Raw genomic sequence first — 13,087 nt, 5'->3', positions numbered from 1 at the left:
TTTGACAAAACCTGTTGCTCGTTTAATTGGAGAGAATGGAAACATCTACAACCTACTCGGTATCGCTTCTAGAGCTTTAAGAAGTGCCGGACTAGATGAGCAAGCAATCGAGATGAAGAAAAAGGTCTTTACCGAAGCACGCAGTTACGATGAAGCATTACGGATCATCATGGAATACGTTGAAGTTGAGTAGCATGGACAACCTGTCTAACAATACATCCCTTTATAATGTTTCAAAAGATCGACTTCGATTGTAAGCATCTCATATTATCATGAAAAGTAAAAATAATAGTAATGTGCTGTACTTCTTATCGGAGTGCAGCACTTTTTTTATGTCTAAACCTTATCGAAAGATCCCCTTGATGCTCCGAGCTATACCAGAGAATAAGAACATTTTTGCAGTTATTAACTGATTAATTTCACACCTTTATAGACCAGTGAAATGTTTATTCTATCGTGAGGGGATGATTGAAGTGTCAAAAAAGAGGAAGTTGTTTAGCGGTATTGCAATACTACTAGTCATTGCTTTAATGATATCTTTATTCCCGCTTGGGGTATTCGCTGATGGAGCAACCGTAACGGATGCTGTATATGGTGACAGCAGCGTTACCGATTCGGTCTACAGTAATCTGACGGTTACAAATGCGGTCTATTCTGACCCGAGTCATTTTAGTTACGAGATATCTGGATCTGATGCAATAATTACAGGCTATACAGGACCAGGTGGTAATATTGTTATCCCTGATTCAATAGAAGGATATTCAGTTGTTGGTATCAAAGGTTCATACCGTGGCACTTCGTATAAACCAGGCGCATTTGAAAATAATCCTAATATTGTAAGTGTTGTTATTCCTGATGGAGTAACATTTATTGGAGAAAATGCCTTTAGCGGAAGTGTAAATTTGACCAGTGTAACACTTCCAAGCACCTTAAATAATATTGCTGATGGTGTCTTTGCTAATACTTCGCTTACAAGTATTGTAATACCCTCGAATGTCACCAGAATCGGCATGAGCGCATTTAAAGGAACTAAACTTGAGTCAGTAGTAATCCCGCCAACAGTCACAGAGATTGGTATCGGTGCGTTTGAACATTGCTATAACCTGAAAAGCATTATTATTGAAAATCCAAACACAATTGTAAGCAGTTTTATTGGAACAATCCCACAGCAGACGACTATTGTAGGTCATGTTGGTTCATCTGCCGAAGAGTATGCTATCGCCAACAATATTAACTTTAAAGATATTACCACTGGCACTGATGTTCCTGAAATCGACAATGGCGGTCAAGATCCGATCTCAAGATATCATCGTGGGGAAGATGTAGCTATCAAAGATTTATTTGAAGACGAGGATTTAGCGACTTATTTTGCTGAATGGGTATCTTATGAATTTGGACAACAATGGTCGGTAACTGATTTGATCAATAAAGTAGATGTCGAAACAAGAATCATGGATTTATACATTGATAGTGGTTTCAGTTATGTTAGTTTCGGTGACCCTGCAAGCAATATGGGGGTCTCGAGCCTTGAGGGAATGCAGATATTTGACAAAGGACTTTTCAAAAATCCGCGAATTGCAAAGAATATTTACTTCCCGAACAGTAGTTTAACAGATGTTGATCCATTAAGCTTTTTGGAAGATGCCAAAAACATATTTTTAAATGACGGACAGCTTACTAATGTGGATGGATTAATCAATCTGCGGACAGTAGACACGCTGGATCTAGGACGGAATAAGTTGACCGATATTAGTGGCTTAACAAGCTTAACTTCAATTGACACGTTGAGGTTAAACGATAACCAACTAACAAACAATGATATGGCAACTTTAACATCAGTGTTCAACAGCGCGAATCCGAATTATGTGGATGCAGCTTATAACTACTTTGTCTTAGGCGATGCGGAGAGCACGCAATTTTTTAATAATCTGATGGAGATTACTTCATATGTCGGGGCTCGTAGCCCACAGTATAACTTTGAGTTCGTTCCAATTGGAAGTGTAAAGGTCGAATATCGAGACAGGGATACCAATGAAATCATTGATTCCGAAGTGTTTACAAATGTTGATATTTTGAAACCACAAACTTACTATGCGAAAGATATTGATGGATATTCCTTGGATGATGATTTTGAAAAAACGGTATCAGGATTCGATGCAACTGAAAGTGCAGTATTAACTCCAAAGTTTTTGCTGAGGGGTATCTATGCACCAAACCCTAATACTTCTGTGGACGGTCTTGTTGATTGGAATTCTGTCACTTATACAATAAAAGATAATTCCGTTTTGAAGTATGATGCAGTTAGTACAAATATCGAAGTGATTGGTTCTGGTAATACTGAAATTGATGTTTTTGAAAAAGGAGAATATCGAGGCACATATTCCGTTGATACAGGAGCATTTGGTAGTAATCCAGTAGTATTTTATTACAAAAAATTGCCACCGTCTCATTATACAGTAACAGTTCAAGTAGAAGGACAGGGAACAACAAATCCAAGTGCAGGAACATATCAGTATCCAGCTGGAGAATGGGTAAATTTAATTGCAATAAGTGCTGAGGATGGATATGTATTTGAAAAATGGGTAATCAATGGCAAGGAGTACTTCTTCAAAACGCCAGGTTTCACGTTGGATGAAGATATAGTGGCTATTGCTTATTTTAAGCCGACCGCATCAGAACAATATACGTTGACTGTTAATCAGATCGGAGATGGTAATGTCTCCCCTGCAGGTGTATCAAAATTTTATGAGTTTGAAACGGTTGAGTTGACTGCTAACCCTGCGGACGGATATAAATTCGTAAAATGGGTCGTTAATGGGCAAGATGTTTTGAACGCTAACTTTACTCTCACGATGGTGGAGGATGCTACGGCGATTGCCCACTTTGAACCGCTACCTCCGAAAGAACCTCGCCTGTTTACGTTGACAGTAAACCAGGTCGGAGAAGGGACGATCACACCAAGTTCGAGTGATGGAAAATTGGTGTATAAAGAAAACGAGAAAGTTGTTTTAAACGCTGAACCGGCTGATGGATATCAATTTGTGAAGTGGGTTGTTGATGGTCAAGAATATACGGACGCTGAAATCACCATTAAAATGGACAAGGATAAAACCGCGACCGCTTATTTTGAGAAAGTAACACCACCGCCAGTTATCAAGGGTAAAATAACGGTCGAGTTCAGAGATGCGGTAACCAATGAGAAGATTAAGGAAGATGAAGTCTTAACTGATTTAGATCTGGGCGAACATTCGTATATTGCCGAAACGCAGATTGGGGTATACGAGCTTGTGGGCGAAGCTTTGAAAAAGGTCGTGCTAACCGTAGCCGAGCCAATCCAAAAGATTACTTACTTCTACAAAGAGAAGGTTATTACTCCACCTGCAGATGATGATCCAGTTGAACCACCAGTGGATGATGATGATCCGGTCGAGCCGCCAGTAGTTCAGGAACCACCTACACCACCAGTGGTTGAAGAACCTGCTGAGCCGCCTGTAGTTGATGTTCCAGCCGAACCTCCTGTTGTTGAGCAGCCGGAGGAACCTATTAGCAATGAAAAGCCGGTTGTCGAAGATCCAATTGCTGACGAACCTGTAGAAAATGAACCTGTTATCGTTCAAGAGCCGGTAAGTGATGAAGGTTCATCAGAGGATGTTCCGGTTTCGAATGATGTTTCGATAGTTGAAAAGGCTCCAGAATTGGATCAGGTTCGTATTGTTGCGATTGACGTTGAAACGGATGAAGTCTTGACAGAAGAGATTCTGCGGGATTTACCACTCGGTAAGCAAGTGATTTCTGCTCCTGCTATAGAGGGGTATGAACCCTTAGCTCCTATTATCCAAAGTGTAACAGTCGCAGCTCAAGGTCGTCAGTTGGTAGTTGAATTCAGGTATCAAAAGCTGAAGCAATTTGGAACAGTCTTTGGGGTTGTTACGGATGTCAGGGGTAATCCGATAAAAGGGATTCAAGTTGAACTGCATTCTAATCCTCGAGTCACTTATACTGATCAGAATGGTGAGTACAGATTTGAAGAAGTGGAGTTTGGACAACATACGATCATTCTGAAGAATCCTTTAACCAAAGAGGAGCTTGGTAAAGTCGACATTGTTGTATATCAAGATGGTCAGCAGACTTCTTCCAAGACAGAGTCATTGCAAGATACGAACGAGGTAAAAACGGTAATTGAGTTGAATGAGTCGCAAAGGGTGAAACGGATCGATTTCATTATCGAGTCTGTGGAGTCAGCCGATTTAATCCCACAAATCCCACAGGAACCAGAGCCAATTGAACCACAGAGGAAGTTACCATTCATCCCGATAGCAGTTACGAGCTTACCTTTTATCGTTGCGGTGGTTGTATATTTTAGACGTAAGAACGTTGTGGTTACGAATGAAGATGGACTCATAATTAAGAAGTTAAGATTGAAAGCCAAGCCAGAAACAGTTATTGATCTGACGAGCTTAGAAGCATCAACCTTTATCATCCAGTTCAAAAATCCAGACCCCTTTAGAAATGTGGAGTTGTTCGTTAAACATGGGGATGATTTAACACCTGTTAAACTACAGGATGGTCAAAGTCATATCGAATTTGAATTATAATGAAGAGTAAAGACTAAGAAGCATCTCGTACAACACGAGGTGCTTCTGTCATGAGGTTAATACTGGATATGTTAATGAGAAGTTCGATAAAATGGCACTTTGTACTTCCAAAGATGAGTTTTTCTTGGCTCTAAAATTTTGATGAAGTATTTTTTGGAGTAAGAAGGATTTTGTTGAATGATGTCGAATAATGAATATCAATATCAGAGTAGGAGTCGAGAGTTTCAATATCTTTTGTATGATGTAAAGCACAATTACCTTTAATCGGGGTAATTGTGCTTTTTTGATTTTAGCATGGACGGGAGAATTTTACTGTCGTTTGGGAGTTAGGAATACTTTTGCAGTTTGCATTTGAGATTTAATACATATACCAAGAGAGGTCGGTGAAGAGGTAATGAGTACATCTGCTAAAAATGTAACAAAAAAGAGAGAAACGAACGTTGCTAATCAACCACTAGAAGTTGATGATATCTCCATTTCCTTCTTCGATGATGGTAATGGCGACACCATTAATATCGGCATCGGCACCGAGATTAGCCCAAGTGTCATGATTGAGTCCTCAGCAACACACAATGATGACCAGGAGCAACCTGAACCAGTTGTACCACTTGAACCCGTTGCAGATGATAAGCCGGTTGAAGCCGATTGTACCGATGAGCCTGAAATCGCTATTGATTCAGGGATTCTCTCTGATGAGGACAATACCGATTCCGAAACAAATAAGGAGGACACCAACCTCGACATTCCTCTCTCCGAACCGATGCTTCAAATCGAGGATGGTCAATCCAATACTGAACCTGAACCTCCGCTCACTGACAATATAGATGCTGACATTATCGAAAAAAGTGCCAAACTGTTCGAAGAGACCCGATCATCGATGCAGAGCCGACTATTCACCTTAACCGAGACCGACTCTCTCCGACAGACCAAGCTGAAAAGTGGCTCATTAACGTTACCTGATGTCGAAGCAGACATTCCAATAATCGATGATGCGGAAAAGTTGGATGAGCAATACCGAGACCTTACCACGCCAGTCAAAGAGAAGATCGTTACAGTTGAGGTCGATAAGGTAACAGCAGCCGACCGAGCCGGTAAAGCAGTGAATTGGTTCACCGATATTTTCATTGTGTCACCAATGAAGAAGTTATACCGAGACTTACATAATGGAATAGTTGACTTCATTGGTTTTATCGGTCGTTTACTGATATTTTTATTTATCAGTATTGTTGTCACAGTTGGTATTTACGTCATTATTGCACATTATTCCGATTCTGGTCTTTCACCCTACGAGATGGCGATGCAACATTATGAGGCGATCAAGAAGATCATAGTAACCCTGTATAGTGACATTTCCTCCGAGGTCAGGGGTAAAGATAACTGATTTGCTCAAGTAAGTTTTGTTAGCCCACATGTATAATTCGACAAATTTGAAGAGGAAAACCCTTCCTATTGTCGAATTATTGATGTGCGGGAGGCGGTATTGAATGGATATAAACCACCATGAAAATATAATTTATAAGCTTAGTAATATGCCCGATGATGCTTTAACCGAGGTAGATTTATCATTTCACCTTGTAAGGAAACAAAAGGAATCTGATTCGTACTACCAATCGACATGTATTCAACTTGCACCTGATGTTATTAAGTGGCTCAAGAAAAGTATTGTTAATTCCTTGCAAGAGTTGAAGGAAGTTGATGATGCTGAAAGACAAGTGTTTCTTGTTGGTGACTATAATCATGAAATAAAATTAAATGACCGAATTGCGAAGTTTGTTTTAGATGATGATGATGATCAAGGTCTTATAGATAAAGTAACTAAACTTGTCAAAGCCTTGCGCTGTCCTGATCCTGAGTATCCAGAGAAGCATACTAAGTTTCAAATAGTAAAGTTAACTTTGGGCGAAAAAGATGCATATTTCTGTTATTATCGAGGGGTTAAGAAAAATAGTATAAAATCCTCTAAGAAGATGATGGTAATAAAGAATTCCAATCAATTTGTGTTTGCTGAGGATACAGTAGTTGACCTTGGGGGTAACATTGATTTCTTTATAATTGAAAACTGCATCTTTATCATCAATGTTCGGAGTTTTGAATACGCATTTGAATATAAAGATCATATTACCGAGCGTCGAGATCAAAACATTGCACAAATTATTTCGATGCCATTCTTTCATGGTAAAGATTCCAATAGAGAAGCTTTTGAAAAGTCATGTAAGAAGCATATTTATTCGAGAACATTGGCGCAAATTAAACCTGAAACAATGGCGGCTATTCAGGAAAATTTTGATGCAAGATGTGATGAGTTATCTCAAATTAAAGCTAATGAGCCACAAGATCAAGATGCGAAAGAACAGTACATGGCGAAGTACAGTTCACTATGGGGGTTATTTGAATATATTGATTTGGAGAATCGAAAAATTATTTTTACTGAGGATTCATCTCCCAAACCGCTAATACATTTCTTTGCGGACAAGATCGTAAAGTCCTTCGTGACCGAGAACTACAAGGTAGCGGTTGCTTATGAACAATAATTGTTAGGGGGTATGATTGTCCTCTCTGGGAGGGAGAGTAAAATGTGGGGCAAGAGAGAACAGGTCATTTTATGGGCGACAGCATACCTTCCCTTAGTCCTTATCATGGTCTATAGATTCGTTGACAGTAACGACTTTTTCAAGAAAACTGAATGGGCGAAATGGTTAGCCAAGCAAATTGATAAGACGGTCTTTGACGTAATCGTTATTGCGGGGATAATCGTCTTATCACTGCTCATCTATCGCTTGGTTGCGATGTGGCTTTTCAGTGACTATGATCGCCAATTAAAGGATAAGGAAATAGGTAAGAGTGTCTGGGTTAGGAAGTATGAACGATTAAGTGTAAATGACTATTCATTCTTTTTAATGACCTTGCTGTTGCCATTGATATCTATAGATCAAACTTCAGCGATAAATTTGATGGTGACATTGGCTATCGTAGTGATCGTGATTGTCATATACGTAAAGACGGACTTTATTAGTGTATGTCCAGTGTTCTTTATGTCTGGTCGGCAAGTATATAAGGCAATAATTTCAGACCAGAGTAAAGAGGCGGAAACTGCAGATCCATCGATACGAAAAGATGTCATAATCATAACCCGAGAGAAGTCACTAAATTTGAACTACAGATTTAGGGCAGTGAAGTTAATAAACAATATTTTCTATTTATCCAGTAACAGTAATAATGACGATTCTGATGATATATGAATTAATTCAAGAGCGGACATGCACTTGATATCACTCCACCTTCTCATATTAGTAATCCATAAGGTAATGGTGAAATAATGGTAATGGAGGGGTAAATTGCCCATCTTTTCGATAATCGCATTTTCCGCTTTAGTTGTTGCGATAGTGTCTTTAGTTATAGCGATCAGCGGGAAACATCGTCATTACTGGATATGTGCTATCGCAATCTATATCTTCAGTTTTATTGCAGGGTTTTCTATAGGTCAACTAACAGTTGGGTTGACTTTCATACCACTATCCTTGGCAGTTGGCTTGTCTTTCGGATGGATAAGAAGGAAATCGGATTATCTATGGTCTGTAGGAGCTGGAACCCTTATAGGAGTGATTGTTGTATTGTTCGTTGATGATTACTGGACGTTCTTCCCGTTTTGGATCGTCTCCAAAATAATTTCAATGTAATAATTCGGTTGAGGTGAGCTATCTTTGGACGACATATTAGAACGATTAGTTAATATTAAGACTTCTTTATTTGAACCATTTCCGTATAAGGACACGAAGCAAATGCAGATAGATTTCGAAGACGAATTTTCCAAACTACCCGAAGAGATCAACGATTTTTCGGGCAATTTTAATACCTATTGTATGAACATTGCTGGAACGTTGAGTTATATTCTTAACGGCAAAACAAATGATATTCCACCAAAGCAAATAGAACTTTTGAACTTTTCATTCTTCGAATGGTTTAAACACTATGGTTTCGTCGAAGTTAACCTTTCTAGGTATGAAGAGTTCCACCGAGAATATATGAATTTCGAAGAAGCCAGAAAACTACTATTAGAATACCTTGGCTAATAAAACCTTTTTACCGTTTACCCAATCAACCCAATCGTTCTCTGCACGAAATCTCCCTTACATTTAGTAGAAACTCGGTAGGCTCCCCGCTGTTGTCGACCCTTGGGGGTCGCCTTTTTTATTTCCTCAGGACTGGAACTCCTTATTCAGTTACGCTAAAGTAACAACAACCCTTTGGAAAAGGCAGGATTAATGAGGATTTTGTCGAATTTTTATCCTTGAATGAAAGGTCAGGTGTTGCTTTTGCGGGTAAAACTGCATACCAACGATGTGACTGATAATCGACAGACAATCAAAGTAATTGTTTGCTAATGTAAAGTTAATTTGAAGATGGTTTAGTCTGTAGAGGGATATAGGAGGAAGTGCGATGCGAAAGTTTTTTCTTTTTGTTTTCGCTTTCACATTGGTATTAGGGAGCATTTCATTTGCTCCAGTTCAAGCGAGTGCTGAATCTGATAAGGTGATGGTGGATGGATTTGAGTATCCGAAGACACATCTTGAGGCGCTGGAGTATTTCAATGAAATTCGCAGGAATGTAGGGATTCAGGAGGTTAAGCTTGACCCTTATTTAACTAAGTCGGCTGAGAACCATGCTAATTACCTTTATAAGAATAAAGGGAAGTACAAATTAATAGATGGACATACTGAAGACCCTAAAAGAGATGGTTTTACTGGTGAGGAAGTTTGGGATCGGGCTTATGCGGCTGGTTTAGATAAGAAACATTCTGTTACTGAAGTGATTAGTTTTGGATCTAATTCTTTGAAAACAGGTATAGATCGTCTGTTAAATGCACCTTATCATAGGGTTGCAATGTTAAGTTACTCTCATGAGAAGATAGGTTTTGCTATAGTAGGTGATATTGTTGTAATTAATATGGCTAATATGCCTAAGCAGATGGACCCTCCCCCAATTATGTATCCTTATAACGGTCAGACTGATGTTGATGTAGCTTATTGGGGTCGAGAGATTCCAAACCCTGTAGAAGAGTTTGGTTTAAAGACCTCGGGGTTTATTATTACTTTTTCTCCTGATTATGAGTTAGGGGAGTCTTATATAGATGCTTCTGATACAGTACCGAGTCTCGTAGACAGCAAGGGAAATGAAGTTCCTTTCTTTTTCAATAAGTCTAGGTTTATTATTCCTAAAGAGCCTTTGAAATACGGCGAGACTTATACAGTAAATGTCAAGTATACGAAGGGTCGTAGTCTTACGTGGTCTTTCACCACCAAGAAAGCCCCTGAAGGTTCTAATCCTGATAGTCCTAAGAATGATCCCATCGACATATCTGTTGCCAAGGGGTATGTTGATTTTCAAGAAAATAAGTACTGGTCGGAGAATATGGCTTGGGCAATCAAAGAGGGGTTAATTGCGGGGTATGAGGAAAGGAACCCTAAGACTGGCAAGGTCGAGAAGTTGCTGAAACCTCAAGGACAACTCAGTGAGGCACAATTTCTAACGATCTTGTTCCGTTATAGTGAGTCAAGCGAAATGTTGATTACTACACCTAAAGATCCGAAATGGTGGGCTTCAGTTCCTTATCAGATTGCAGAGAAATTGGGGGTTCCAACCAAGGGTTCTTTGAAGGATAAGGATAAAGCTAATGCTCCAATGACAAGGGGCGAGATGGCTGTTATCTTGGCTTCCTATTACAATATTAAATATAATGGTGGGAAAGCCTTAAATGAGCGTGAAGCTGTTCAAATGATGTACGATATGGGGTTGTCCAATGGGTATCCTGATGCTAATGGCAACACACCGAAGACTTATGAATCATATGGTACAAAAAATATCCTTCTGAGGGAGCATGTAGTTACGTTTATGAAGAATTACGATGACTACCTTCAAAAGAAGTTCTCTCAATAATTATGTCCTCGGGGGTATTATGTCAGGTGCTTCGGCACTTGACTTTTATTTTGATGAATTACGTTTCCAACTTATGCTACAATAGTAAAGACCAAAGTCATAGGTGGTTTGATATGTTTTTAGGATTAATTCAGTCTGACCCCTACTGGCTGTTGTGGATGGCGGCATTTAATCTTGTGCTGATGACAATCCTTTACGGTCGAGGGGAGTTAGTAATCGTTTATAAAGATCGCTACTACGGTGCAACTACTTCCAAGGCTATTGCGGATGTAACCGAATTGTATATGGAGTAAAGTCTTATTACTTGTTGACGATATTTTATAGAGAGTTATTCGGGGGTATTTAATGACAGAGAGGTTATCGGCAAGATCGACAAATTGCTACCGAGACAAAGCAATTGAAAATCGGCTTTGAAGATGATTATGAGTGGATCAAGCTGGAAGATGTGCTGGAGATGGAGATTGTTTAATCAAATTGCAGATTAAAAACGGCAGTATAGAAACTCATCGGTGAGTTTTATACTGCCGTTTTGTATTTACAGTAGAAAATTTCGCGGCGATTTTGATTACTTCTCGTAGGTAGGAGCAAAAGTTAATTTTGGGATATAAACTAAGAGATTTTCCATAGCAGGAGTATACAAAATCGAATGAAGTGAGGCGATCATTTTGAGTACCCGAGCAGTTGTTATCGACAGTCGTGTTGATGGTAAAGGATTTTGGGTTTATGAGGACGGTTATCCTGCTGATCTTGGGGTAACATTGAGAAATTTATTCTCTAAGGACAAGAGCATTGAGCAAATCTTTAATGAACTTGTCCAAATGCGGACAGAGCGTACTCGTCAAATTATGGCTCGAGCAGGTTATCCGATGCCGAATATGAATAATAAGTTCCGTATTCTCACACCTGAGCAAGTCGATGTTGCAAAGAAATCCGGAATTGAAGCTCTGTGGGATCGGTTTAGAATTGGGGCGCAATATATTTACCGTATTCGACAAGATGGGGTCTTTGTATCGGGCGTTGAAATTCCGAAATTACGAAGAGTTCAGGCGAGAGAAACAATTCGGGGGTAACGGCGGGCAAACCCGCCGTTACCCTCTCCCCCATCCTTTCCGATCTAATGTGTCTCTACAATGGTAGATTGTCTAAACCGATAGGGAATATATTCTCTATAACCAGAGTTGATTTACTTTTGCACTTTGTAGGTGAGAAAAACACCTTAATTGTAAGATTTTATTCTACAAAAGTGAGGCGATCTGTATGAGTACTCGAGCAGTTGTCATCGATAGTAGAGTTGATGGTAAAGGTTTTTGGGTTTGGGTTTATCAAGATAGGATAATCATCGAACGTTATCCCGTCGAACTGGCTGAACTGGGGGTAATCTTGAGGAATTTATCCTCTAAAGGTAAAAGCATTGAGCAAATCTACAATGAATTTGTCCCAGTGTGGACAGAGTATACCCGTCAACTTTTAGCTTGGACAGTTCGTCCAATGCCTGATATAAACAAAAGGTTTGGTATTCTTACACCCGAGCAAGTCGAGGTTGCTAAGAAATCCGGTATCAAGGGTTTATGGGATGGGTTTAGAATTGGAGCCGAATATATTTATCATATCCGTCAAGATGGGGTCTATGTGACAGGTGTTAGAATTCCGAAACTTCGGAGGGTCTAAGAAAAGGAAACTAAACGTGGATGAGGGTAGTCTAAATTCGTATCGAGCTGAATATTTGATTCGTAACATTTTAAATTTAGGGAGTTATTGAGGGATCAAGATTATATAGTATGAAACTTAAAAAGGGAGGAATTTGAATGCGTACTTGGCAGGGCGTGATGACAAATGGTGCTGGTGAAGAGGTAACAGTGAACTACGTTTTAATTACTCATGCAGATAGTCGGGCAAATATCAAGGCGAGTAAGTCACTACCAATTGTATTGCATTTCAGCCATTTTGAGGTTGATGAATCTCATCATGTTATAGCAGTAACTCGGGAAGCTTTTAGTGACGAAGATGTTAATCAGTTAGATGAGAATATTTGCGTCAGCACTGTAACGGACTTCCACTACATTCCTAATAAGAATTACACTATTGAAGAACTGCAGAAGTTGGCTAGCGAACTTGCAAATAGAAAATCTGGTCAAATTTCTTTTGGAGTTGAACAAGTAATATCCAGGGAGGATATGGTCGCCTTTGTAAGTAAGTATAAAAAGTCTTTAGATGCTGAGGGTTCGATAAATATCGATATTTACAACGTTCCAAGAGACGAGAGTACCGCTGTTCTCTGGTGTATGTTCTCTGCGGACTATGCGGAATTGTCTCCCGATGAATACCTCTGGGGTATTGTTGATCTAGCAAGTCTTGATATCATTCTTTGTAACTAAATTGCTGATGCGGCAATACCGTTCAACTTCGGTGTTCGGTATTGCCGTTTTTTTTTTTTTTTTTTTTGTTGTTGTTGTTGTTGAAATAGAGTTTGCACTTTGTTGGAGAAATAGCAATTCGAAGTTGAAGTGTTTGCGGTCTACCCACTCCCCCATCCTTTTCTCTCTTACGTGGCTCTACAA

The 13,087-nt window shown here is 39.4% G+C and carries 11 protein-coding genes; all 11 read left to right on the top strand.

What is annotated here, in order from left to right:
* Position 1 precedes the first annotated feature (1 nt).
* Entirely contained in the window at positions 2–193 is a 192-nt protein-coding gene (locus NYE69_RS26300; RefSeq protein ID WP_340928695.1) for a hypothetical protein, read from the top strand.
* Positions 194–473: 280 nt separating this feature from the next.
* Positions 474–4,595 (top strand): InlB B-repeat-containing protein, encoded by a 4,122-nt coding sequence (locus NYE69_RS26295; protein ID WP_340928694.1) that lies wholly within the window; start codon positions 474–476, stop codon positions 4,593–4,595.
* 394 nt (positions 4,596–4,989) lie between these two features.
* Complete coding sequence (locus NYE69_RS26290) at positions 4,990–5,976, top strand: hypothetical protein (RefSeq protein ID WP_340928692.1); 987 nt, start codon at positions 4,990–4,992, stop codon at positions 5,974–5,976.
* A 103-nt stretch (positions 5,977–6,079) separates the two neighbouring features.
* The gene (locus NYE69_RS26285; protein ID WP_340928690.1) at positions 6,080–7,126 is read left to right on the top strand and encodes a Kiwa anti-phage protein KwaB-like domain-containing protein; all 1,047 of its coding nucleotides are present in this window, start codon (positions 6,080–6,082) and stop codon (positions 7,124–7,126) included.
* A 42-nt stretch (positions 7,127–7,168) separates the two neighbouring features.
* A complete protein-coding gene (locus NYE69_RS26280) occupies positions 7,169–7,834 on the top strand; it encodes a hypothetical protein (RefSeq protein WP_340928689.1) in 666 nt (221 codons plus the stop codon).
* 462 nt (positions 7,835–8,296) lie between these two features.
* On the top strand, positions 8,297–8,665 hold the full coding sequence (locus NYE69_RS26275) for a YxiJ family protein (protein WP_340928687.1): 369 nt from the start codon (positions 8,297–8,299) through the stop codon (positions 8,663–8,665).
* Between the two features lie 367 nt (positions 8,666–9,032).
* Positions 9,033–10,529 (top strand): CAP domain-containing protein, encoded by a 1,497-nt coding sequence (locus NYE69_RS26270; protein WP_340928685.1) that lies wholly within the window; start codon positions 9,033–9,035, stop codon positions 10,527–10,529.
* Between the two features lie 113 nt (positions 10,530–10,642).
* The gene (locus NYE69_RS26265) at positions 10,643–10,822 is read left to right on the top strand and encodes a hypothetical protein (RefSeq protein WP_340928683.1); all 180 of its coding nucleotides are present in this window, start codon (positions 10,643–10,645) and stop codon (positions 10,820–10,822) included.
* Positions 10,823–11,194: 372 nt separating this feature from the next.
* Positions 11,195–11,599, top strand: coding sequence for a hypothetical protein (locus tag NYE69_RS26260; protein WP_340928681.1), 405 nt, complete (start codon positions 11,195–11,197; stop codon positions 11,597–11,599).
* Between the two features lie 187 nt (positions 11,600–11,786).
* Entirely contained in the window at positions 11,787–12,197 is a 411-nt protein-coding gene (locus NYE69_RS26255; RefSeq protein WP_340928679.1) for a hypothetical protein, read from the top strand.
* Between the two features lie 137 nt (positions 12,198–12,334).
* Positions 12,335–12,904 carry a hypothetical protein gene (locus NYE69_RS26250; protein ID WP_340928677.1) on the top strand — a complete coding sequence of 190 codons (570 nt, stop codon included), beginning with the start codon at positions 12,335–12,337 and terminating at the stop codon, positions 12,902–12,904.
* Positions 12,905–13,087: the final 183 nt, after the last annotated feature.

The sequence above is a fragment of the Paenibacillus sp. FSL R5-0527 genome (assembly GCF_038008055.1).
In the GTDB taxonomy this organism is placed as follows: Bacteria; Bacillota; Bacilli; order Paenibacillales; family Paenibacillaceae; genus Fontibacillus; species Fontibacillus macerans.
Note: the sequence above shows the minus strand (reverse complement) of the source record. Positions and strands in the feature narration are given on the sequence as shown.